The sequence below is a fragment of the Cupriavidus sp. CuC1 genome (genome assembly GCF_044627735.1).
GTDB classification, from domain to species: Bacteria; Pseudomonadota; Gammaproteobacteria; order Burkholderiales; family Burkholderiaceae; genus Cupriavidus; species Cupriavidus ulmosensis.
This window is the reverse complement of sequence record NZ_JBIUHC010000058.1, coordinates 1-22,438: the sequence shown is the minus strand read 5'-3', so window position 1 is coordinate 22,438 and position 22,438 is coordinate 1. Positions and strand designations below refer to the sequence as shown.

At 65.9% G+C, this 22,438-nt stretch carries 23 protein-coding genes; 16 read left to right on the top strand and 7 right to left on the bottom strand.

Going from position 1 to position 22,438, the window contains the following annotated elements; genetic code table 11:
- The first annotated feature begins 134 nt into the window (after positions 1 to 134).
- Positions 135 to 2,237: an excinuclease ABC subunit UvrB gene (uvrB, locus tag ACGLHR_RS23945; protein WP_267606093.1), complete on the top strand. Its 2,103-nt coding sequence runs from the start codon at positions 135 to 137 to the stop codon at positions 2,235 to 2,237.
- A gap of 61 nt (positions 2,238 to 2,298) precedes the next feature.
- Positions 2,299 to 2,598 (top strand): putative quinol monooxygenase, encoded by a 300-nt coding sequence (locus ACGLHR_RS23940; protein ID WP_400096642.1) that lies wholly within the window; start codon positions 2,299 to 2,301, stop codon positions 2,596 to 2,598.
- Between the two features lie 13 nt (positions 2,599 to 2,611).
- Here the strand turns inward: ACGLHR_RS23940 and ACGLHR_RS23935 are convergent, their stop codons facing one another.
- A complete protein-coding gene (locus ACGLHR_RS23935) occupies positions 2,612 to 2,830 on the bottom strand; it encodes a hypothetical protein (RefSeq protein WP_400096641.1) in 219 nt (72 codons plus the stop codon).
- 210 nt (positions 2,831 to 3,040) lie between these two features.
- Here ACGLHR_RS23935 and ACGLHR_RS23930 point away from each other — a divergent pair, with 210 nt between their 5' ends.
- The 11 genes from ACGLHR_RS23930 (at position 3,041) to iscX (ending at position 11,914) form a co-directional block, all read left to right on the top strand.
- On the top strand, positions 3,041 to 3,532 hold the full coding sequence (locus ACGLHR_RS23930) for a low molecular weight protein-tyrosine-phosphatase (RefSeq protein WP_400096640.1): 492 nt from the start codon (positions 3,041 to 3,043) through the stop codon (positions 3,530 to 3,532).
- A gap of 48 nt (positions 3,533 to 3,580) precedes the next feature.
- The gene (locus tag ACGLHR_RS23925; RefSeq protein ID WP_400096639.1) at positions 3,581 to 5,671 is read left to right on the top strand and encodes a site-specific recombinase; all 2,091 of its coding nucleotides are present in this window, start codon (positions 3,581 to 3,583) and stop codon (positions 5,669 to 5,671) included.
- A gap of 80 nt (positions 5,672 to 5,751) precedes the next feature.
- Positions 5,752 to 6,306, top strand: a complete 555-nt coding sequence (gene iscR, locus ACGLHR_RS23920; RefSeq protein WP_267606631.1) for a Fe-S cluster assembly transcriptional regulator IscR — start codon at positions 5,752 to 5,754, stop codon at positions 6,304 to 6,306.
- A gap of 62 nt (positions 6,307 to 6,368) precedes the next feature.
- Positions 6,369 to 7,592 (top strand): IscS subfamily cysteine desulfurase, encoded by a 1,224-nt coding sequence (locus ACGLHR_RS23915; protein WP_318230773.1) that lies wholly within the window; start codon positions 6,369 to 6,371, stop codon positions 7,590 to 7,592.
- 55 nt (positions 7,593 to 7,647) lie between these two features.
- Entirely contained in the window at positions 7,648 to 8,049 is a 402-nt protein-coding gene (gene iscU / locus ACGLHR_RS23910; RefSeq protein ID WP_006160178.1) for a Fe-S cluster assembly scaffold IscU, read from the top strand.
- 31 nt (positions 8,050 to 8,080) lie between these two features.
- Entirely contained in the window at positions 8,081 to 8,401 is a 321-nt protein-coding gene (gene iscA / locus ACGLHR_RS23905) for an iron-sulfur cluster assembly protein IscA (RefSeq protein WP_017229301.1), read from the top strand.
- Between the two features lie 28 nt (positions 8,402 to 8,429).
- On the top strand, positions 8,430 to 8,663 hold the full coding sequence (locus tag ACGLHR_RS23900) for a DUF3565 domain-containing protein (protein WP_318230709.1): 234 nt from the start codon (positions 8,430 to 8,432) through the stop codon (positions 8,661 to 8,663).
- Between the two features lie 113 nt (positions 8,664 to 8,776).
- Entirely contained in the window at positions 8,777 to 9,295 is a 519-nt protein-coding gene (gene hscB, locus ACGLHR_RS23895) for a Fe-S protein assembly co-chaperone HscB (protein ID WP_267606099.1), read from the top strand.
- Positions 9,296 to 9,419: 124 nt separating this feature from the next.
- The gene (hscA, locus tag ACGLHR_RS23890) at positions 9,420 to 11,282 is read left to right on the top strand and encodes a Fe-S protein assembly chaperone HscA (protein WP_400096638.1); all 1,863 of its coding nucleotides are present in this window, start codon (positions 9,420 to 9,422) and stop codon (positions 11,280 to 11,282) included.
- 42 nt (positions 11,283 to 11,324) lie between these two features.
- Complete coding sequence (fdx, locus tag ACGLHR_RS23885) at positions 11,325 to 11,663, top strand: ISC system 2Fe-2S type ferredoxin (RefSeq protein ID WP_318230711.1); 339 nt, start codon at positions 11,325 to 11,327, stop codon at positions 11,661 to 11,663.
- A 56-nt stretch (positions 11,664 to 11,719) separates the two neighbouring features.
- Positions 11,720 to 11,914: a Fe-S cluster assembly protein IscX gene (gene iscX, locus ACGLHR_RS23880; protein WP_150983840.1), complete on the top strand. Its 195-nt coding sequence runs from the start codon at positions 11,720 to 11,722 to the stop codon at positions 11,912 to 11,914.
- A gap of 74 nt (positions 11,915 to 11,988) precedes the next feature.
- Here iscX and ACGLHR_RS23875 read toward each other — a convergent pair whose 3' ends face one another.
- From ACGLHR_RS23875 to prfB, 4 genes are all read right to left on the bottom strand, one after another.
- On the bottom strand, positions 11,989 to 12,768 hold the full coding sequence (locus ACGLHR_RS23875; protein WP_400096637.1) for a glycine zipper 2TM domain-containing protein: 780 nt from the start codon (positions 12,766 to 12,768) through the stop codon (positions 11,989 to 11,991).
- Between the two features lie 374 nt (positions 12,769 to 13,142).
- The gene (lysS, locus tag ACGLHR_RS23870) at positions 13,143 to 14,681 is read right to left on the bottom strand and encodes a lysine--tRNA ligase (RefSeq protein ID WP_400096636.1); all 1,539 of its coding nucleotides are present in this window, start codon (positions 14,679 to 14,681) and stop codon (positions 13,143 to 13,145) included.
- A 40-nt stretch (positions 14,682 to 14,721) separates the two neighbouring features.
- The gene (locus ACGLHR_RS23865) at positions 14,722 to 15,492 is read right to left on the bottom strand and encodes an SDR family oxidoreductase (RefSeq protein ID WP_400096635.1); all 771 of its coding nucleotides are present in this window, start codon (positions 15,490 to 15,492) and stop codon (positions 14,722 to 14,724) included.
- 96 nt (positions 15,493 to 15,588) lie between these two features.
- Positions 15,589 to 16,693, bottom strand: a protein-coding gene (gene prfB, locus ACGLHR_RS23860; RefSeq protein WP_318230715.1) for a peptide chain release factor 2 whose coding sequence is annotated in 2 segments (ribosomal slippage) — positions 15,589 to 16,611 and positions 16,613 to 16,693 — 1,104 coding nt in all. Because the reading frame shifts where the segments join, the coding sequence is not laid out codon by codon here.
- A 211-nt stretch (positions 16,694 to 16,904) separates the two neighbouring features.
- Here prfB and ACGLHR_RS23855 point away from each other — a divergent pair.
- On the top strand, positions 16,905 to 17,633 hold the full coding sequence (locus ACGLHR_RS23855; RefSeq protein WP_267606104.1) for a peptidoglycan DD-metalloendopeptidase family protein: 729 nt from the start codon (positions 16,905 to 16,907) through the stop codon (positions 17,631 to 17,633).
- A 27-nt stretch (positions 17,634 to 17,660) separates the two neighbouring features.
- Here ACGLHR_RS23855 and recJ read toward each other — a convergent pair whose 3' ends face one another.
- Together recJ and ACGLHR_RS23845 are read right to left on the bottom strand one after the other, a co-directional pair.
- Positions 17,661 to 19,358: a single-stranded-DNA-specific exonuclease RecJ gene (gene recJ, locus ACGLHR_RS23850; protein ID WP_267606105.1), complete on the bottom strand. Its 1,698-nt coding sequence runs from the start codon at positions 19,356 to 19,358 to the stop codon at positions 17,661 to 17,663.
- Positions 19,359 to 19,397: 39 nt separating this feature from the next.
- On the bottom strand, positions 19,398 to 20,522 hold the full coding sequence (locus ACGLHR_RS23845; protein ID WP_400096634.1) for a hypothetical protein: 1,125 nt from the start codon (positions 20,520 to 20,522) through the stop codon (positions 19,398 to 19,400).
- A 160-nt stretch (positions 20,523 to 20,682) separates the two neighbouring features.
- On the opposite strand from ACGLHR_RS23845, the gene ACGLHR_RS23840 reads away from it, so the two are divergent.
- A complete protein-coding gene (locus tag ACGLHR_RS23840; protein WP_400096633.1) occupies positions 20,683 to 21,933 on the top strand; it encodes a lipoprotein-releasing ABC transporter permease subunit in 1,251 nt (416 codons plus the stop codon).
- A partial coding sequence (locus tag ACGLHR_RS23835; protein ID WP_400096632.1) for an ABC transporter ATP-binding protein occupies positions 21,926 to 22,438 on the top strand: 513 nt, incomplete at its 3' end. The genes ACGLHR_RS23840 and ACGLHR_RS23835, both read left to right, overlap by 8 nt.

Genomic DNA, 22,438 nt, shown 5'->3' with positions numbered 1-22,438 from the left:
TAACAAAACGGGAAGGCGTAGAATGCTCCGGACTGCGCTCGGGAGTGCCGGCGGCCCCCATCTTGATACCTGGCCGCCAACCCCAAGATTCTAGCGTATCCGCCCGTTTTCCTGAGGTTTTCCCTTGCCTGCCTATGTCGAATCTCGTTGAAGTCGCGCCCGCGCTGGATGAAGAGAAGTTCGCGACCTTTCCCGGTTCGCCGTTCCAGCTTTACCAGCCCTATCTGCCGGCGGGCGACCAGCCCGAGGCGATCCGCCAGCTGGTCGAAGGGGTCGAGGACGGCCTTTCGTACCAGACCTTGCTGGGGGTGACCGGTTCGGGCAAGACCTTCACCATGGCCAACGTGATTGCCCGCATGGGCCGTCCGGCCATCGTGTTCGCGCCCAACAAGACGCTGGCCGCGCAGTTGTATTCGGAGTTTCGCGAGTTCTTCCCGCGCAATGCCGTGGAGTATTTCGTCAGCTACTACGACTACTACCAGCCCGAAGCCTACGTGCCGCAGCGCGACCTGTTCATCGAGAAGGATTCCTCGATCAACGAGCATATCGAGCAGATGCGGCTGTCGGCCACCAAGAGCCTGCTGGAGCGCCGCGACACCATCATCGTGGCCAGCGTCTCCGCCATCTACGGTATCGGCAACCCGTCCGAGTACCACAAGATGATCCTGACGCTGCGCACGGGCGACAAGATCAGCCAGCGCGACGTGATCGCGCGCCTGATCGCCATGCAGTACACCCGCAACGAGACCGATTTCCAGCGCGGCACGTTCCGCGTGCGCGGCGATACGCTGGATATCTTCCCGGCCGAGCATGCCGAGCTGGCGGTGCGCGTCGACATGTTCGACGACGAGATCGATTCGCTGCAATTCTTCGACCCGCTGACCGGGCGCGTGCGGCAGAAGATCCCGCGCTTCACGGTCTATCCGTCGAGCCACTACGTGACCCCGCGCGAGACCGTGCTGCGGGCGATCGAGGACATCAAGGTAGAGCTGCGCGAGCGCCTGGACTTCTTCTATAAGGAGAACAAGCTGGTGGAAGCGCAGCGGCTGGAGCAGCGCTCCCGCTTCGACCTGGAAATGCTCTCCGAGCTCGGCTTCTGCAAGGGCATCGAGAATTACTCGCGCCACCTGTCGGGCGCCAAGCCTGGCGATCCGCCGCCCACGCTGGTCGACTACCTGCCGCAGGACGCGTTGATGTTCCTGGACGAGTCGCACGTGCTGATGGGCCAGTTCAACGGCATGTACAACGGCGACAAGGCGCGCAAGACGACCTTGGTCGACTACGGCTTCCGGCTGCCGTCCGCGCTGGACAACCGCCCCCTCAAGTTCTCGGAGTTCGAAGGCAAGATGCGGCAGGTGATGTTTGTCTCCGCCACGCCGTCCAATTACGAGAACGAACATGCGGGCCAGGTGGTGGAGCAGGTGGTGCGGCCCACGGGCCTGGTCGATCCGATCATCCACGTGCGTCCCGCGACCACGCAGGTCGACGACCTGCTGTCCGAGATCCACCAGAAGGTGTCCGTCGGCGAGCGCGTGCTGGTGACCACGCTGACCAAGCGCATGTCCGAGCAACTGACGGAGTTCCTCACCGAGAACGGCGTCAAGGTGCGCTACCTGCACTCGGATATCGATACGGTGGAGCGCGTGGAGATCATCCGCGACCTCCGCCTGGGCACCTTCGACGTGCTGGTCGGCATCAACCTGCTGCGCGAGGGCCTGGATATTCCGGAAGTCTCGCTGGTGGCGATTCTCGATGCGGACAAGGAAGGCTTCCTGCGCGCCGAGCGTTCGCTGATCCAGACCATCGGCCGTGCGGCCCGAAACGTCAACGGCACCGCCATCCTGTACGCCGACCGGATGACCGATTCGATGAAGCGGGCGATCGGCGAGACGGAGCGCCGCCGCGCCAAGCAGATCGCGTTCAACGAAGCCAATGGCATCGTGCCGCGCGGCGTGGTCAAGCGCATCAAGGACATCATCGACGGGGTCTACGACCCGGGCGAGGTCAAGGCGGAACTGCTGGCCGCGGAAGAGCGCGCCAAGTACGAGGACATGAGCGAGAAGCAGGTCGCCAAGGAGATCAAGCGGCTTGAAAAGCAGATGTTCGAGCACGCCAAGAATCTCGAGTTCGAAAAGGCGGGGCAGGTGCGCGACCAGCTGGCCAAGCTCAAGCGCCAGATCTTTGGCGCCAGCGGCGATGGGGAGCACCTGCCGCCGCCGGCCGCGGCTGCGTCCTGAGGACGATGGGCCCGGCTACCGTCTATAGTTGGAATCCCGGACGGTGGTGAGGAGATGGTCCATGGTCAAGTTCGCTCTGTGGGTTCCGCTGCATGCGAAGCCCGGCAAGGAAAAGGAAGTCGAGGCGTTCCTGCTCGGCGGCTTGCCGCTGGTTCAGGCCGAGGGTGGCACCACAGCATGGTTTGCGCTGCGGCTCGGGCCATCCATGTTCGGCATCTTCGATGCGTTTGCCGATGAGGCCGGGCGCGACGCGCATCTCTCGGGCAAGGTGGCCGAGGCCCTGATGGCCAAGGCGCCCGACCTGTTCGCCAAGCCGCCCTCGATCGAGAAGCTGGACGTGCTGGCGGCCAAGCTGCCCTGAGCCAGTGTGCCTGCTAGCCCTTCGGGGGCAGCGAGCGCAGGCGCTTGCTGACTTCCAGCAGGGTGTCGCACTCGTCCGCGCCGATTTCTTCCTCCAGGCTGCGCCGGACCACGGTGGGCAGGCTTTCGCAGCCTGCACCGGAGACGGCGTCCGCGGACGGTTCGGCGGCGCCGGCCAGGCTTGCGCAAAGCAGGAGGGGCGGTAGGAGGCGTTGGCTGAGGCGAAGGTTCACCGCGCGATTATGCGGTGGGAGGCACCTTTGGGTCATCTTTTTGCCAAGCGCCTTCAAACGGCGTGCTGGCGCTCCCGTGAGCGCGGCCCGGCGGGCAGGGCGGTAGAATCCGGCTTCTGCTGCAGCCGCACCCGGTGCGCTGGCTGCAAGCCCGTCGCCCGTGCCGCGGTTTGTCGATCTGCTTTCGGCGCTGGATAGCGCCCCACCCCTATGAAGAAATTCGCCATTTTGATGTGCTGCATGGGAAATATTTGTCGTTCGCCGACGGCGGAGGGCGTGTTGCGTGCCAAGCTGGAGGCGGCGGGCCTGGCCGACCTGGTCGAGCTGGATTCCGCCGGCACGCATGGCTATCACATCGGGCGTGCGCCGGATGCACGCTCCCAGCGCCATGCGCTGGCCCGTGGCTACGACCTCTCCGCGCAACGCGCGCGCCAGGCCGTGGTGCAGGACTTCGCTCGTTTCGACCTGCTGCTGGCCATGGACCAGGACAACCTGGCGGCGCTGCGCGGCATCTGCCCGGCTGGCAGCCAGGACAAGCTGCGCCTGCTGATGAGTTTCGCGAGCCGGCACGACGCGGACGAAGTGCCGGACCCCTACTACGGAGAGGACGATGGCTTCGAGCGCGTGCTCGACTATGTCGAGGACGCCTGCGACGGCGTGATCGCCATGCTGCGTGCAAAGGGGCTTGCCGGCGCCACCTGATCGCGCTCGCCCGCCCTTGCAGCCTTTCCATTACTTTCACGAGGATTCATGTTTCGTTCCCTGTTCCGCAAATGGCGCGAGTCGCGCAATGCCAGCCTGCAACTCGACGCAATCCTGGCGGCAGCGGACCCGGAGGCGCCACTGGCGGACCGTAACGGCTGGCTGATCGAGCTAGGCTACTGGATCCGGCGCGACGGGCTGCCGGGCGCCGAAGGCGTGGCGGCCGACAAGAGCCGCCGGGAGCATGTGCGGCTGCGCTACCTGTTGCAGGTGCTTGGCCGCAATCCGGAAGTGGCGGGACGCTTTGCCTGCATGGTGCGCTCCATCGTGCGCGACAACGATCCGGTTACCTTGCTGTGCGACACCGGCGTGGCCTCCCACCCGGGCTTCTGGAGCGAGGTGCTGAACCGCCTGCAGGCGCGGTTCCTGCCGCCGCCGCCCAACCGCGGCGATCTGGCGGGCCTGTTCGCGCTGCTGTTTATCGATGGCAACGATGCCGATTGGGTCGAGGACCTCGATGGCGACCTGCTGGAACGGCTGGCTGCCGTGCTGCGCACCGATGACCCGGAAGCGCCAAGTGAAGGCGCGGCGCCGCCTGAATGGGATCGCTTTGACCGCACGCTGGCCACCAGCATCCAGGTGCTGGTCAGCCAGGTGCGTGCCACCGGGCTGAGCCAGGCGATTCGCTCGCGCCTGAAGGGGAAGGTGCAGGACACGCCATTCTTTCGCCTGGACAGCGCCGTGCAAGCCTTGTGCGAAGAGGACGAAGCGGCGCGCGATGGCGAGGCCTTTGCGCACCGGCTCAACTATTTCCGCGCGCTGCTCGATGGCTGCCACCAGGCGGCCCAGCGTGTGTACGACGATCTGGAGGAGAATGGCGTCTCGGTGGAGGTGGTGTTCCAGATCGAGCGCATGAAGGTGCGGCTCGCCCGCATCGAGCTGCTGCTGGCGACCTGGGTCGAGCCGCAGCGGCGCGGCCGGCATGCCCACCTGATCGCGGCGCTTATCCGCTCCACCCAGGCGCGCCGCAGCATCGCGCACCTGGCGGGCACTTCGTTCTCGCAACTGGCGCGCAAGGTGGTGGAGCGCTCGGCCGAGACCGGCGAGCACTACATCACGCGTGATCGCCGCGAGTATCGCGAGCTGATGCGGGCTGCAGCAGGTGGCGGCTTGATCACCGTCGGCACGGTCTATCTCAAGTTCCTGATCTACGGGCTGCACCTGGACAAGTTCATCGAGGGCCTGCTGGCCTCGCTCAACTATGCCGGCAGCTTCCTGGTGATCCACTTCGCGCATTTCACGCTGGCCACCAAGCAGCCGGCGATGACCGGCCCGGCGCTGGCGCACCGGCTCGATGCGGTCGGCAGGCCGGAAGGCCGGGAAATCTTCGTCGACGACACCATTGCGATGATCCGCTCGAATGCCGCGGCGATTTTCGGCAACCTGGTGGTGGTGTTCCCGGTGGCGATGGGCATCCAGTGGCTCGCCAACCGCATCCTGGGCGCCAACCTGATCACGCCCGCCAAGGCGATCGCCACCATCGAGTCGTTTTCCATTCTTGGCCCCACGCCGGTCTACGCCATCTTTACCGGGGTGCTCTTGTGGCTGTCGAGCCTGGTGGCGGGCTGGGCCGACAACTGGTTCGCGCTGCACAAGGTGCATGACGTGATGGCGAACAACCGCCGCCTGCGCTATGTGCTGGGAGCGCAGGGAGCCACACGGATGGCTGACTTCTGCAAGCGCAATATGTCGGGGATCGCAGCCAATGTGTCGCTAGGGCTGCTGCTCGGGCTGGGCCCGGAAATCCTCAGCTTCTTCGGCCCCCATATGGAGGTGCGGCACGTCACGTTGTCGACCGGCTCGGTGGGCACCGCGATTGGCGTGCTCGGCCTGGCCGTGCTGAAGATGCCGTCGTTCTGGCTGGCGGTGGCGGGCATTGCGCTGATGGGGTTGCTGAACGTCGCGGTGAGCTTTGCGCTGGCCTTCAACATGGCGTTGCGCTCACGCAGCCTGCGCCGGGTGGATCGCCGCGCGCTGAGCTCGGCCGTGCGGCAGCGCATCCTGAAACATCCCTGGTCGCTGATCGTGCCGCCGCGCGGGCCCGTTGGCGCGGCCTCGGCGGAGCAGGGGCGGGTTTGATGCAATGCGGCAGGGGTACTTGACCGAATTAGTCAACTTCTTTTATACTTGACCGAAATGATCAAGTACTCCCCAGCATCATGAGACTGACGACCAAAGGCCGCTTCGCGGTAACCGCCATGATTGACCTGGCCATGCGCCAGGATCAGGGCCCCGTTACGCTAGCGGGCATCAGCCAGCGCCAGAAAATATCCCTTTCTTACCTCGAGCAGCTGTTCGGTAAGCTGCGTCGCCACGAGATCGTGGAGAGCGTGCGCGGCCCGGGTGGTGGCTACAGCCTTGCCCGCAAGGCGGAAGACGTGACGGTGGCCGACATCATCATCGCAGTCGATGAGCCGCTCGACGCTACGCAATGCGGCGGGAAGGGTAATTGTAACGGAGATGAGGGAACCGGTCGCTGCATGACCCACGAGCTGTGGGCCACGCTGAACCAGAAAATGGTCGAGTATCTCGATTCCGTCTCCCTGAAGAACCTGGTCGACCAGCAGCGTGCCAAGAGTCCCGCTGTGTTGCACGACATGCGCGATGAGTCGGTGGCGCAAACCGTGGCCGCACCACGCGGCAAGGCGGACAAACAGGAAAAACCCGCGCGTCCGCGGGTGGTGAATTCGGTTTTCAGCCTGGCTCAGTCGTAAGACGGGCAGCCGGCGAGAGAACAGAGAGCAACGTCAAGCATAGCGGTCCCTAAAAGGCAGTCATAACGATGAGCACCCCACATTTCCCCATTTACATGGATTACTCAGCCACCACGCCGGTAGACCCGCGCGTGGCGGACAAGATGATTCCGTACTTGCGTGAACAGTTCGGCAATCCGGCTTCGCGCAGCCACGCCTACGGCTGGGATGCCGAGCGCGCGGTGGAAGAAGCGCGTGAGCAGGTGGCGGCACTGGTGGGCGCCGATCCGCGCGAGATCGTGTGGACGTCGGGCGCAACCGAGTCCAACAACCTCGCCATCAAGGGCGCGGCCAATTTCTATTCGGGCAAGGGCAAGCACCTGATCACGGTGAAGACCGAGCACAAGGCTGTGCTCGACACCACCCGTGAACTGGAGCGCCAGGGTTTCGAGGTCACGTACCTCGACGTGCAGGACAACGGCCTGGTCGACATCGAAGTGCTCAAGGCGGCGATCCGCCCGGACACGATCCTGGTGTCGGTGATGTTGGTCAACAACGAGATCGGCGTGATCCAGGACGTGGCGCAGATCGGCGAGATCTGCCGCGCCAAGGGCATCATCTTCCATTGCGACGCTGCCCAGGCCACCGGCAAGGTAGCGATCGACCTGAATACGCTGAAGTGCGACCTGATGTCGTTCTCGGCACACAAGACCTACGGCCCCAAGGGCGTGGGCGCGCTGTACGTACGCCGCAAGCCGCGCGTGCGCCTGGAAGCGCAGATGCACGGCGGTGGCCACGAACGCGGCATGCGTTCGGGCACGCTGGCCACGCACCAGATCGTGGGCATGGGCGAAGCCTTCCGCATCGCCCGTGAGGAAATGGCAACGGAGAACGAGCGCATCCGCATGCTGCGCGACCGCCTGTGGCGCGGCCTGTCGGGCATGGAAGAGGTCTACCTGAATGGCGACCTGGAACAGCGCGTGCCCCATAACCTCAATGTCAGCTTCAACTTTGTCGAAGGCGAATCGCTGATCATGGCAATCAAGGACGTGGCGGTGTCGTCGGGCTCGGCCTGCACCTCGGCGTCGCTGGAGCCTTCGTACGTGCTGCGCGCCCTGGGCCGCAACGACGAACTGGCGCACAGCTCGATCCGCTTTACGGTGGGTCGCTTCACCACCGAAGAAGAAGTCGATTACACCGTCGAACTGCTCAAGAGCAAGATCGCCAAGCTGCGCGACCTGTCGCCGCTGTGGGAAATGTTCAAGGACGGTGTGGACCTGAATTCCATCCAGTGGGCCGCGCACTAAGCGCCAGGATCCACGCAAGACCCCATAAATACCGATACGCCAAGAGGTAGCCATAATGTCATACAGCACGAAGGTTCTCGACCACTATGAAAACCCCCGCAACGTTGGCTCGTTCGACAAGAACGACGACGCCGTGGGCACCGGCATGGTTGGCGCGCCCGCTTGCGGCGACGTCATGAAGCTGCAGATCAAGGTCAACGAAGCCGGCGTGATCGAAGACGCCAAGTTCAAGACCTATGGCTGCGGCTCGGCCATCGCGTCCTCCTCGCTGGTGACCGAATGGGTCAAGGGCAAGACCGTGGATCAGGCACTGGAAATCAAGAACACGCACATCGCCGAAGAACTGGCGCTGCCGCCGGTGAAGATCCACTGCTCCATCCTGGCTGAGGATGCCATCAAGGCAGCGGTCGAGGATTACAAGAAGAAGCACGAAGGCGCCGAGCAGAAGGCCGCCTGAGTTCCGTGTTCAATCAAGGGATGAAGCAGCGATGATCACGCTTACCGAGAAGGCCGCCAAGCACGTGGCGCGCTACCTGGACCGCCGTGGCAAGGGCGTTGGCCTGCGCCTTGGCGTCAAGACCACCGGCTGCTCGGGCCTGGCCTACAAGCTGGAATACGTCGACGACCTGTTGCCGGAAGACAGCGTGTTCGAGTCGCACGGCATCAAGGTGATCGTCGATCCCAAGAGCTTGCCGTATATCGATGGCACCGAGCTCGATTTCGCGCGCGAAGGCCTGAACGAGGGGTTCCGCTTCAACAACCCCAACGTCAAGGATGAGTGCGGTTGCGGAGAGTCGTTCCGGGTTTGAGCGTGCTGGCATCAGCGCGCCGGATACGATGAAACGCAGCATTGTCGGCTTTCACCAGGACGAGGAAAGCCACTGGGTGGCAGAACTCGATTGCGGGCATGGCCAGCATATGCGCCACGACCCGCCCTGGCAGATGCGTCCGTGGACGCTGACGCCGCAGGGGCGGGAGGCCCGCATCGGCGAACTGGTGAACTGCCTGAAATGCGATCGGGCGGAGCCGCCGGCGGATGGGGCGGGCAGCAGCGCACAGCGCGCTGCCTGACCGGAACAGTCCGCCACATTGCTGCGGCCTGTGCCGCGCGGTCAGCGTGCCGCTTTCACGCTGAATTAAGTTCAAGGGGGCGGCGCAGCCGCTCCTTTTTGTTGGGGAAGGTGTTGAAAGACGATTATTTCGCGCTGTTCGGCCTGCCGGTCGGATATGCAGTCGATGAGACGGCGCTGGACGCCGCCTACCTGACCGTGCAATCGCAGGCGCATCCGGACCGCTTTGCCAATGCCGGCGACGCCGAGCGGCGCGTGGCCATGCAATGGGCCGCGCACGCCAACGAGGCGTACCGTACGCTGCGCCAGCCGCTCAAGCGCGCGATCTACCTGCTGACGCTGCGCGGCGTGGACATTCAGGCCGAGAGCAATACCGCCATGGCGCCCGCCTTCCTCATGCAGCAGATGGAATGGCGCGAGGCCCTGCAGGAAGCGGTCGAAGACAAGGACATTGCGCGCCTCGACGCGCTGTTGCGTGAGCTGCGCGGCGAGAAACGCCAGCGCCACGCGGCGCTCGGTGCGCTGCTCGATGCCGGCGATAACGCGGGCGCCGGCAGCGCGGCCAGGCAATTGATGTTCATCGAGAAAATCGAACACGATACCAGCGAGGCGATCGACCGCCTGGAAGGCTAGGGCTCCAAGGGAGCCCAGCGCCTTCCAGGCACGTTCGCCCCAGCCATGCCACAATGGCGCCCCGGCGCGAGACCGGCCTGTCTGACAGGCCGCCTTGGCACCGCACGAATAAAGAAGATTCATCATGGCACTGCTCCAGATCTCCGAACCCGGCATGTCGCCGGCACCCCACCAGAAGCGGCTCGCGGTCGGCATCGACCTCGGCACCACCAATTCGCTGGTGGCGGCGGTTCGCAACAGCATTCCCGAAGTCCTGACCGACGAAAGCGGTCGCGCGCTGCTGCCTTCAGTCGTGCGTTACCTGTCCAAGGGTACGCAGATCGGCTACCGTGCACAGGAAGAAGCGGTGTTCGACCCCAAGAACACCATCGTCTCAGTCAAGCGCTTCATGGGGCGCGGCCTGCGCGACGTCACGCATATCGAGCATAGCCCCTACGATTTTGTCGATGCGCCCGGCATGGTGCAGATCAAGACCGTGGCCGGCGTGAAGAGCCCGGTGGAAGTCTCGGCGGAAATCCTGGCCACGCTGCGCCAGCGCGCCGAGGATTCGCTCGGCGATGAACTCGTCGGCGCGGTGATTACCGTGCCCGCCTATTTCGACGATGCCCAGCGCCAGGCCACCAAGGATGCCGCGCAGCTCGCGGGCCTGGAGGTGCTGCGCCTGCTCAACGAGCCGACCGCGGCAGCCATCGCCTACGGCCTGGACAATGCCTCGGAAGGCATCTATGCGGTGTACGACCTTGGCGGCGGCACCTTCGACATCTCCATCCTCAAGCTCACCAAGGGCGTGTTCGAGGTGATGGCAACCGGCGGTGACTCCGCCCTCGGCGGCGACGATTTCGACCAGCGCCTGATGTGCTGGATCGTCGAGCAGGCCAGCCTGCAACCGCTGTCGGCCGAGGATATGCGCCTGCTGATGGTACGCTCCCGTGCGGCCAAGGAAGCGTTGTCGGCGGCCGATTCGACCGTGATCGACGCCGTGCTGAACAGCGGCGAGATCGTCCACCTGACGCTGTCGGCCTCGACGTTTGTCGAGCTGACCGCGCCGCTGGTGCAAAAGACCCTGTCGCCGGTGCGCAAGGCGCTGCGCGATGCCGGCGTGGCGGCCGACGAGGTCAAGGGCGTGGTGCTGGTTGGCGGCGCGACCCGCATGCCTTCGATCCGCAAGGCGGTGGGAGACTTCTTCGGCCAGCCGCCGCTGACCAACCTCGATCCGGACAAGGTCGTGGCGCTGGGCGCTGCCATGCAGGCCAACCTGCTGGCCGGCAACGGCGCCCCGGGCGAGGACTGGCTGCTGCTCGACGTGATCCCGCTGTCGCTTGGCGTGGAAACCATGGGCGGCCTGGTCGAGAAGATCATTCCCCGCAACAGCACCATCCCGGTGGCGCGCGCGCAGGAATTCACCACCTTCAAGGACGGCCAGACGGCCATCGCCATCCACGTGCTGCAAGGCGAGCGCGAACTGGCGAGCGATTGCCGCTCGCTGGCGCGCTTCGAGCTGCGCGGCATCCCGCCGATGGTGGCTGGCGCGGCACGCATCCGCGTGACCTACCAGGTCGACGCCGACGGGCTGCTGTCGGTCTTCGCGCGCGAAACGCAATCCGGCGTGGAAGCAACCATCGCCGTCAAGCCGTCCTACGGCCTGGCCGACGATGAGATCGCCCGGATGCTGCAGGACAGCTTCCGCGAAGCCGAGCATGACATGAAGAGCCGTGCGCTGGCGGAGGAACGGGTGGACGCCGCGCGCCTGATCGAAGCCACGCGCCGCGCGCTGGAGCTCGATGGCGACCTGCTCTCGGCCGAAGAGCGCGCCGACGTGGAACGCCTGATCACGGCTACGAGCGACATCGCCGCCGGCGAAGATCACCACGCCATCAAGACGGCGGTGGAAGCGCTGTCCCACGGCACCGACGAATTCGCCGCCCGCCGGATGGATCGCTCGATCAAGAGCGCGCTGGCCGGCCGCAAGGTGCAGGACCTGGGCTGATCCCCGAGGCCAATCGCACCGTATCTCTATCCAGGACATTCCATGCCACAGATCATCGTATTGCCCCACGTCGAACTCTGCCCCGAAGGGGCTGTGTTCGAAGCCAAGCCCGGTATCAGCATTTGCGATGCGTTGCTCAGCAACGGCATCGAGATCGAGCACGCCTGCGAGAAGTCCTGCGCCTGCACCACCTGCCACGTAGTGGTGCGCGAGGGCTTCAACTCGCTGGACGAGGCGGAAGAGAAAGAGGAAGACCTGCTCGACAAGGCCTGGGGCCTGGAGCCCAACTCGCGGCTCTCCTGCCAGGCCGTGGTTGCCGACAGCGACCTCACCGTGCAGATTCCCAAGTACACGATCAACCATGCCAAGGAAGAGCATTGAGCGCGGCGCGCTCGCTGACTTGCTGGCCTGACCCGAGCTGACCGGAGAGAATTCCCATGAAGTGGACCGACACCTACGAAATCGCCGCCGCCCTGTACGACAAGTACCCGGACGTGGATCCCACCACCATCCGCTTCACCGACCTGCATCGCTGGGTCATGGAGCTGGACGGTTTTGCCGACGCGGCCGATCGCTCGGGCGAGAAGATCCTGGAAGCGATTCAATCCGCCTGGATTGAGGAAGCGGAGTAAGCGCAAGTACGAGCGCAAGAACGAAAAAAAGCCGCGTTTTCCGCGGCTTTTTTTATGCTTTGACCGATGCCGGCTCAGCCAGCGACCAGTTGGCCATCCTGCATGTGCACACGCTCGCCGACCTGCACGCCCGGATCGGCCTGATACGTGAAGGTGCGATGGCTGCCGTTGTCCATCTGCACGCGGACCTGGTAGCTGGTGTCCTTGCGCACGGTCTTCTCGATCTGGTTGCCGGCAAAGCCGCCGCCCACGGCACCGGCCACGGTGCCCAGGATTCGGCCATTGCCCTTGCCGATCTGGTTGCCGAGCAGGCCGCCTACCACCGCGCCGCCGACGGCGCCCAGGCCGCTGGCCGGCTTGGCGGTTTCGATCGGGGTGATGGCGACTACGCGGCCGGCATACGCGCTTCCTTGCGCCGGCTGGCGTTCGGCGTAGGCGCCGTTGTCATTGCGGCTGGCCGCGGGGCCATAGCCTGCATCGCGGCTGGCGGTGCTGCGCTCCTGGGCGCGGCGTGCGGCGGGTGCCGGTGCCGGGGCGACCGGCGCTTGCGCCAGGTTCGCGGCCTCGGGCGGTCGAGTGGTGCTGCCCGGCGCCACCGGCTGTGGTGCGGTGTCGGCGCCATTGACGGTGCCATTGACGGTGCCATTGGCGGCGACAGGCGCGGTCAGGGACTGCGGCGCCCCCTGCGTGGCCTTGCTGGTGGGCAGCACGCCGGTCATGGCGGCGACCGCGGTCAGGCTGGCGATCACGACGGCCACTGCGGCGGCGCCTACCAGCGGGTGCAGGCGGCGTTGGGCGGGCAGGGAAGCGGGCAAGGCAGGCTCGTTGGATTGGTGCAAGGTCGGATTCGACATATTGTTTTCCTCGCAAAACGCTGCCGGTCAGCGGTACTGATGGCTAGCGATTCGATGGACTCAGTTTGGCCCAATCCACCGCCATTTTCCGTTTGATTTTGTAAGTTTGTGTAGGCTGTAATTCTCTTTTAAATCATGGATTTAGTGGCGAAAGTGCATGGCTTTCGCGGACTATCTTTGTAACAATCGCGCAGCCACAAGCAAAAAGCCCCACCAAAGTTGGTGGGGCTCAGCTTGCTGAGAAAGCCGGCTCTGCGTTGTCGTGCTCCCCTCTCCCCCTGAGGGGAGAGGGAGAGACAGCCGTCGTCATGGCGCGCGGCTTTGGCCCATCCGGCGGCTTCGGCTTGTGCATCGGCGTGGCCGCCGAATGTGTGTCAGTCCTCGCGGCGCAGATGCGGGAACAGGATCACGTCGCGGATATTCGGGCTGTCGGTCAGCAACATCACCAGGCGGTCGATGCCGATGCCGCAGCCGCCCGTCGGGGGCATGCCGTATTCCAGCGCGCGGATGTAGTCGGCGTCGAAGTACATCGCTTCCTCGTCGCCCGCGTCTTTCTGGTCGACCTGCTTGCGGAAGCGCTCGGCCTGGTCCTCGGCATCGTTCAGCTCGGAGAAGCCGTTGGCGATCTCGCGGCCGGTGATGAACAGCTCGAAGCGCTCGGTGATGCCCGGCTGGGTATCCGAGGCGCGCGCCAGCGGCGAGACTTCGACCGGGTAGTCGATGATGAACGTCGGCTCCCACAGCTGGCTCTCGGCAGTTTCCTCGAACAGCACCAGTTGCAGCGTGCCCAGGCCCGCGTTGAGGAATTGCGGAGCGCCGGTGTTGATGCCGAACTTCTTCAGCTCGGCGCGCAGGAATTCGGTGTCGGCCAGTTGCGCGTCGGTATATTGCGGCGCGAACTTCTGGATCGCCTGCGTGATGGTGAGGCGATGGAACGGCTTGGACAGGTCCAGCTCGCGATCCTGGTACGTCAGCACGGCGCTGCCGCGCGCATCGATCGCCGCCTGGCGGATCAGGTCCTCGGTGAAGTCCATCAGCCAGCGGTAGTCCGTATAGGCCGCGTAGAACTCCATCATGGTGAACTCGGGATTGTGGCGCGGGCTCACCCCCTCGTTGCGGAAGTTGCGGTTGATCTCGAACACGCGCTCGAACCCGCCCACCACCAGGCGCTTCAGGTACAGCTCGGGCGCGATGCGCAGGAACATCTGCATGTCCAGCGCGTTATGGTGGGTGATGAACGGCTTGGCCGTGGCGCCGCCCGGGATCGGGTGCAGCATCGGCGTTTCGACTTCCATGAAGTCGTTGTTGGCCATGTGCCGGCGCAGCGAGCTGATGGCGTTGGTGCGGGCGCGGAAGGTGGCGCGCGTTTCCGGCGACACGATCAGGTCGACATAGCGCTGGCGGTATTTCTGTTCCTGGTCGGCCAGGCCGTAGTAGTCGCCGGGCAGCGGGCGCAGGCTCTTGGACAGCAGGCGCAGCTCGGTCACCGCCACCGACAGCTCGCCGGTCTTGGTCTTCATCAGCGTGCCGCGCGCGGCCACGATATCGCCCAGGTCCCACTTCTTGAAGGCGGCGTATACGTCTTCACCGATCGCGTCGCGGCTGATGTAGAACTGGATGCGGCCCGAGCCGTCCTGCACGGTGGCGAAGCTGGCCTTGCCCATCACGCGCTTGAGCATCATGCGCCCGGCGATGGCGACTTCCACCGGGGTGGCTTCGAGCGCGGCCTGCTCGGTTTCGCTGTACTGCGTGTGCAGCGCGGCGGCCTGGTGGGTCGGGCGGAAGTCGTTGGGGAAGGCCGGGCCTTGCTGACGCAGGGCCTGGAGCTTCTCGCGCCGTTCCGCGATGATCTTGTTTTCGTCGGCTGCGGCCGGGACGTTGGTCTCGGCGGGAGCGCGGTTGGATTCGGTCATGATGTCTTGGTGAGTCGCTCGGGCCAGGCCCGCGCGAGGTTCATGTATTGCGGATGTCGTCGAGCTCGGTGCTGCCGAAGTCAGGCCGCTGCAGGTAAGCGGCGATGCGCTGCGCGGTGTCGTCGGCCGAGGCCAGCTGGTCGTTGTCCTTGAGGTCGCGGAAACGCTGCACCTGCGCAAAGTCGGCGTTACGGATGGTGGCCTGCATGCCGGTATCGACCACGCCCGGCGCCAGCGCAACCGCGCGCACGGCGCGCTCCGCCGGCGCCTGCGCGTATTCGGCGTTGATGGAGCGCACGAACATGTCCAGGCCCGCCTTGCCGGCGCAATACGCGCTCCAGCCCTCGACCGGGCGGCGCGCGGCGCCGGACGAGATCGCCAGGATCTTGCGCGGGCAGCCAAAGCGCTCGGTGTGCGCGAGGAAGGCCGCGGTCATGGTCATCGGCGTGGCCAGGTTGGTCAGCAGATGCTGCACCAGCGCCGGTTCACGCAGGTTGGCGATGGGGCCAATCGGATCGATCATGCCCGCGTTCAGGATCAGCGTGACGCTGGCGGGCGTTTCCTCGACGACATCGAGCACGCTGCCGAGCCAGGTTGCCGACGGGCCGGCCTGCGAGAGATCTTGCAGGTGCCAGGCTACCTTGACGCCGCTGGCGGTCGCGGCACGTTCCAGCTCGGGATTGCGGCTGCGGGACACGCACACCAGGCGGTTGCCCGGTTTGAGCAATGCCTGCGTCAGCGCGGCACCGAGTCCGCGCGAGGTGCCCGTGATGATGATCAGATGCGTTGCTGCGGTCGATGCTGCGGTCATGGTCGAGATTGTCCCGGCAGGTGAGTTGCCGCACCTGCCGCCGCCACGCGCCGGTCCGTTCGGGGGCGCGTGGCGGCGGCGCGGCGCCGCTGCGTGTTACAGCCCTTGCTTCAGGCTGGCTACGATGAAGGGATCCAGGTCGCCGTCCAGCACCTTCTGCGTGTTGGACATTTCCACGTTGGTGCGCAGATCCTTGATGCGGCTCTGGTCCAGCACGTACGAGCGGATCTGGTGGCCCCAGCCCACATCGGTCTTGGACGACTCCAGCTTGTCGGCTTCGGCCTGGCGCTTGCGCATTTCGTGCTCGTACAGGCGCGACTTCAGCATCGACATGGCTTCGGCGCGGTTGCGGTGCTGCGAGCGGTCGTTCTGGCACTGCACCACAATGCCGGTCGGGATGTGCGTGATCCGCACGGCCGAATCGGTCTTGTTGATGTGCTGGCCGCCCGCGCCGGAGGCACGGTAGGTATCCACGCGCAGGTCCGCCGGATTGACGTCGACCTCGAACGACTCGTCCACCTCGGGGTAGACGAAGACCGACGAGAACGACGTGTGGCGTCCGCCCGACGAATCGAACGGCGACTTGCGCACCAGGCGGTGCACGCCGGTTTCCGTGCGCAGGTAGCCGAACGCGTACTCGCCCTCGACCTTGATCGTGGCGCTCTTGATGCCCGCCACGTCGCCTTCCGACTCTTCCAGCACTTCGGCCTTGAAGCCCTTGCGCTCGCAATACTTCAGGTACTGGCGCAGCAGCATCGACGCCCAGTCGCAGGCTTCAGTGCCGCCGGCGCCGGCCTGGATGTCGATAAAGGCGTTGGCCTGGTCCATTTCGCCGGAGAACATGCGGCGGAATTCCATGTCGGCGACGATGGCCTCGAAGCCGGCTACGTCGGTCTCGATGGCTTCCAGCGTGTCGTCGTCGCCTTCTTCGCGCGCGAGCTCGAACAGCTCGTCGGCGCCGCTAAGGTCGTCGGTGAGCTTGCTGAGCACGCTGACCACGCCCTCCAGCATTTTCTTTTCCTTGCCGAGATCCTGGGCCCGCTTGGGGTTGTTCCAGACCTCGGGGTCCTCGAGTTCGCCGTTGACTTCGTCGAGTCGTCCTACTTTGACATCGTAGTCAAAGATACCCCCGTAGATCTTCCGTTCGCGAACGGAGATCAGAGATGGCACCGGAGATGGCGTTGAGGCGTTCTGCTTCCATGATGTTCCTGCGCTTTCAAAACCCTGAATTATAGCGGATCGGGGGCTTCGGCCCCCGCTGTGATAGCGTCTGTTGCGTGATTTCGAACGGATTGCCCCCTGGAGGGTCTACAGTTGCGGGTGCGGCATGGCCGACTCGAACGCGCCGTCGGTCCAAGGTAGGTGACAAGGCCGGCTTCAAGATATGGACAGGGAGGGACTATAAGTACGTGATGACGCAAAGCAACCACGACAAGACGAACGCGCGGCGCCGCGCGCTTGGCCTGCTGGCGGCCGCTGCTGCCGCGTGCCTGGCCGCCGGCTGCGGCACCCTGGCCAGCGAGCCCGCGCCGGATGGTTACTACCGGGTGCAAAGCGGCGATACCTTGTACACCGTGGCCCGGCGGCACAAGCGCTCGGTGCGCGACCTGGTGCGCTGGAACCAGTTGCCCAGCGCGGACCGCATCGAAGTCGGGCAGCTGCTGCGGATCCGCCCGCCGGCTGGCGCCAGCGCCAGCTCCGGTACGGGCGCTGGCAACGGCCCGGTGGCGGTCGGGGACACCCCGCGGGTGGACAACAGCGCGCCGTCGCGCGCGCCTGCCACCAGCATCCGCCTGCAATGGCCGGCCGACGGCCGCGTGACCGCCAGCTACGGGCCGCCCGCCAGCAAGGGCCTGCGCATCAACACGGCGCCCGGCAGCGTGGTACGCGCGTCCGCCGCGGGCAAGGCCATCCACGTGGGCAACCTGCGCGGCTACGGCATGCTGGTGATCATCAAGCACGACGACAACTGGCTGACGGTGTACGGCAACCTGGACAAGCCCTCGGTCAGCGAGGGCGCGCAGGTCTCCAGCGGGCAGGAGGTCGGGCGCATGGGCACGGCCGACAGCGAGCTGCATTTCGAGGTGCGCAACAACGGCAAGCCGGTGGATCCGGCGGGATTGCTGCCGGCGCGCGGCTAAGGTTAAGCCGCTGGCCAGCCGGGCGCGCTACTGCGCGTGCTCGATCACCATCTGCACCCGCGTGATGCCGTTGAAGGTGTTGTTGTCGAGCCGGTAGGCCACCAGCGCGCTGGCGCCCAGCGAATCCGCGTGGTTGAACCAGATCGCGTCGAAGCGCTGGCTGCCGCGCCCAAGCTGCAGCTTCAGGTGCTTGCCCTTGAGCACGCTCTGGCGCAGCACGTTGAACTCGCCGCAGAAGGTGGGCGCCGGGAAGCCCTGGCCCCAGACCTGCTGCTCCAGCAGCGAGACGAATTCCGGGCTGAAGCAGGCATCCTCGATGTCGCCATCGGTCTCGATCACCCGCGCCAGCTGCTCGTCGCTCAGCCATTCGCGCCCCACGGCCTCGAACGCTTCCATGAACTGCCCGAAGCTGTCGGCGCCGAGGGTCAGGCCGGCCGCCATGGCGTGGCCGCCAAACTTCTTCAGCAGGCCGGGATGGCGCTTGGACACCAGGTCCAGCGCATCGCGCAGGTGAAAGCCCGGGATCGAGCGGCCCGAGCCCTTGATCGTGTCCTCGTCGCCCGGCGCGAAGGTGATGGTGGGGCGGTGGTATTTTTCCTTGAGCCGCGAGGCCACGATGCCGATCACGCCCTGGTGCCAGGTGTCGTTGAACACGCTGACGGTAAAGCGCGCGGCCGGGTCCAGCGCGCCCAGCGGGCCTTCCAGGATCTGCAAGGCTTCCTGCTGCATGCCGGCTTCGATGTCGCGCCGCTCGCGGTTCATGCCGTCGAGTTCCTGGGCGATCTCCCAGGCGCGGTTGGCGTCATCGGTCAGCAGGCATTCGATGCCTAGCGACATGTCGGCCAGCCGCCCGGCGGCGTTCAGGCGCGGGCCCACGCCAAAGCCCAGGTCGAAGGTATTGGCGCGCGTGGCCTCGCGCCCGGCGGCGCGGAACAGCGCGGCCACGCCGGCGTGCATGCGTCCGGCGCGCATGCGCTTCAAGCCCTGCGCCACCAGGATGCGGTTGTTGCTGTCGAGCTTGACCACGTCGGCGACCGTGCCCAACGCAACCAGGTCGAGCAGGGTGTCCAGGCGCGGCTGGGTCTGCGCGTCGAACACGCCGCGGCGGCGCAGTTCGGCACGCAAGGCCAGCAGCACGTAGAACATCACGCCCACGCCTGCCAGGTTCTTGCTGGGGAATTCGCAGCCGGGCTGGTTGGGATTGACGATCACCGCCGCGTCGGGCAACTGGTCGCCGGGCAAGTGGTGGTCGGTCACTACCACGTCGATGCCGAGCGCATTGGCCGCCGCCACGCCGTCGACGCTGGCAATGCCGTTGTCCACTGTCACGATCACGTCCGGCTGCTGCTTCGCGGCCAGCGCGACGATCTCCGGGGTCAGGCCGTAGCCGTACTCGAAGCGGTTGGGCACGATGTAGTCGATGCGCGCCCCCAGCATGCGCAGGCCGCGCACGCCCACCGCGCAGGCGGTGGCGCCGTCGCAGTCATAGTCGGCCACGATCAGCAGGCGCCGGCCGGCGGCGATGGCGTCGGCCAGGTAGGTGGCCGCGTGGTCGATGCCTTTCATGGCCGCCGGCGGCACCAGGCCGGGCAGCTCGGTGGCGAGCTCGGCCGGCTCGCGCACGCCGCGTGCCGACAGGATGCGCGCCAGCGTGGGATGCAGGCCGAACCCGGCCAGCTTGCCGGCGTGCTCGGCGGAAAAAGAGCGAACAGCGATTTTTGTCATTGCGGGGTCTTGCGGAAAACCAGGTGATCGGGCGGCATATCAGGCGGCATAAGCCAGGTCGGACAGCAGCGCGCGCCAGTCGCTGCGCTGCCCCAGGCCGCGCCAGAACTTGCGCAGGTCGGCGCGGCGGACGGTGAACTCGGCGTAGTGATTGTCGCCAGACAGCATCAGCGTGAGCGCCTGCAACTGGCCGCCTTCGAGGGCGGCCAGGGCGGGCGCGAACCATTCGGCGTCGAGCGTGTGCATGCGCTCGATCCACAGGCCCCAGTCCTGGGCGATATGGGACTCGATGGCGTCCTCCAGCAGCACCATGGCGCTGCCCTGCATGCCTTCGATGGCCTTGAAGCGGGACGGCCGGGGCTGGCATGCGGCGCCGCCGGCCAGCGCCAAGCCGCGCACGAAGGCGTCGCCGGCCAGTACCGTGTCGGCCAGGCGCGGCACCGGTTGCAGGGTGCCGCCGCCGTGGAGCCAGACCGAATTGACGGAAAACTCCCCGGCAGCTTCCCTGGCCTGGTTCACCGGATGGTCGTGCCAGGTCATCTGGATCTCGTTCTGGATCCGGCGCCAGTCGCGCGCGCGCTCGCCGGCCTGCATCCACACGTCGATGTTGCGGCCGGTGGCGCGCAGGGGGCTGGCGGCGACAAGCGGCCCGAACACGGCTTGCGGGATGTACCAGCGCGCCGGATGCGGTGTTTCAAGCACAATGCCGGATTCCTGCAGCAGCGCCGCCACCGCGGCATGCAGGGCGGCGGACTCCTCGGCCCGGATATGCAGCTGGGCCGGGTCCATCAGCACCAGGTGGTCGCGCGCGGCATGGATATGCACCGGCTGCAGGCAGGCCCAGGCCTGGCCATCGTCCGCGGCGGCGCCCGTGCCGGCGGCGGTCATGTCGGCCAGGCGCATGTACGGGGCGCTGGGCACACGGGCTGTGTCGAGCCCGGCACGCCCGGCCAGCCAGCGCTCATGCGGCAGCGCGCGCAGGAAGGGGTCGTCGTGCCGCTCGCGCAGGCCGGGGCTGGCGCGCGTGAGCAACTTTCCCAGCGCCGGCAACTCCAACTGCCGCAGCAGGGCTTCGAGCATGGCGTCGTTGCCACCGCCGTCGGCGTCGATCGCGGCGCCGGGCGGGACAGAAAAGGGCACAATCAGGGTCAGGTGCGTCATCATGGTGCCGAGATTGTAAACTTGCGGCTGGCCGGCGGCGGAAATATCGTCCCCGGCCCGGTTGCGACAGTGGCGCGGGCGGCGCCTCGGGTGCGCGGCCGCCAAGTCATCAGCGGCGTTGGCGGTGTGGCGCCGGCGTTTCTCCTTAACAACAGGAACCCTCTTGAACTTTCCTTACGAGTGGCAGATCGGTTGGCGATACACCCGCGCAAGCAAGCGCGCCAGCCGCAACACCTTCATTTCCTTTATCTCGATGATTTCCATGCTCGGCATCGCGCTGGGCGTGGCGGCGCTGATCGTCGTGCTGTCGGTGATGAACGGCTTCCAGAAAGAAGTGCGCGATCGCATGCTCTCGGTGCTGTCGCACATCGAGGTGGTCGGCCCCGGGGCGCTGCCCGACTGGCAGAAGACCGCCGCCGAGGCGATGCACAACAAGGAAGTGATCGGTGCCGCGCCCTATGTGGCCGCGCAGGCCATGCTGACCCGCGAGGATGCCGTGCGCGGCGTGCTGTTGCGCGGGGTCGAGCCTTCGGAAGAACCCAAGGTTTCCGATATCGGCAAGCAGTTCCGGGGTGGCAGCATGGATGGCCTGCTTCCGGGCGAATTCGGCATCGCTCTCGGCAATGAACTGGCCAACGCGATGGGCGTGCAGGTGGGCGACAAGGTCACGCTGGTGGTGCCGCAGGGCACCATCACGCCGGCCGGCGTGCTGCCGAGGCTCAAGCAGTTTACCGTGGTCGGGGTGTTCTCGTCCGGCCATTTCGAGTTCGACAACGCGCTGGCGCTGATCAATATCCGCGACGCCGAAGCCATGTTCCGCCTCGCCGGGCCCACCGGCGTGCGTTTGAAACTGACGGACATGCAACGCGCGCCCCAGGTGGCCGACGAGCTGGCCGGCACGCTCTCCGGCGAGCTCTACCTGCGCGACTGGTCCAAGCAGAACCGCAACTGGTTTGCCGCGGTGCAGACCGAGAAGCGCATGATGTTCATCATCCTGACGCTGATCATCGCGGTGGCGGCCTTCAACCTGGTGTCCACGCTGGTGATGACCGTCACGGACAAGCAGGCTGACATCGCCATCCTGCGCACCATGGGCGCCCAGCCCAGTTCGATCACCAAGATCTTTATCGTGCAGGGCATTGCCATCGGCTTTATCGGCACCTTGGCGGGCGTTGCCGGCGGTGCGCTGATCGCCTTCAACATCGATGTGATCGTGCCCTTCATCGAGCGGCTGCTGCATGTGCAGTTCCTGCCGCGCGACATCTATTTCATCAGCGAACTGCCCTCGGATCCCCGCGTGAACGACATTGCGACCATCGGTATCGTCTCCTTTGTGCTGTCCATCCTGGCCACGCTCTACCCAAGCTGGCGCGCTGCCCGCGTCAACCCGGCGGAGGCGCTGCGCTATGAGTGAAACCCTGCTGCATGCCGTGCCGGCTGGCAATGCCGCCGATTCCGCCGATTCCGCCGGCAAGGCCGCATCCGATACGCCGGTGTTGCTGGCCGAAGGCCTGACCAAGCGCTTCCGCCAGGGCGGCCTGGACGTGACCGTGCTCAAGGGCGTGGATGTCCGGGTGGATGCGGGCGAGAAAGTCGCCATCGTCGGTGCGTCCGGTTCGGGCAAGAGCACGCTGCTGCATGTGCTGGGCGGGCTCGACAACCCGGACAGCGGACGCGTCGCCCTGAAGGGCCGGCCCTTCACCGCGCTGCGCGAGAGCGAGCGCAATATCGTGCGCAACCGCGAGCTGGGCTTCATCTACCAGTTCCATCACCTGCTGCCCGAGTTCACCGCGCTGGACAACGTGGCCATGCCGATGCGCATCCGCGGGCTGCGCCAGCCCGAGGCGCGCGCGGCGGCGATGACGGTGCTGGAGCGCGTGGGCCTGGGCGACCGGGCGCAGCACCGGCCCGGCGAGTTG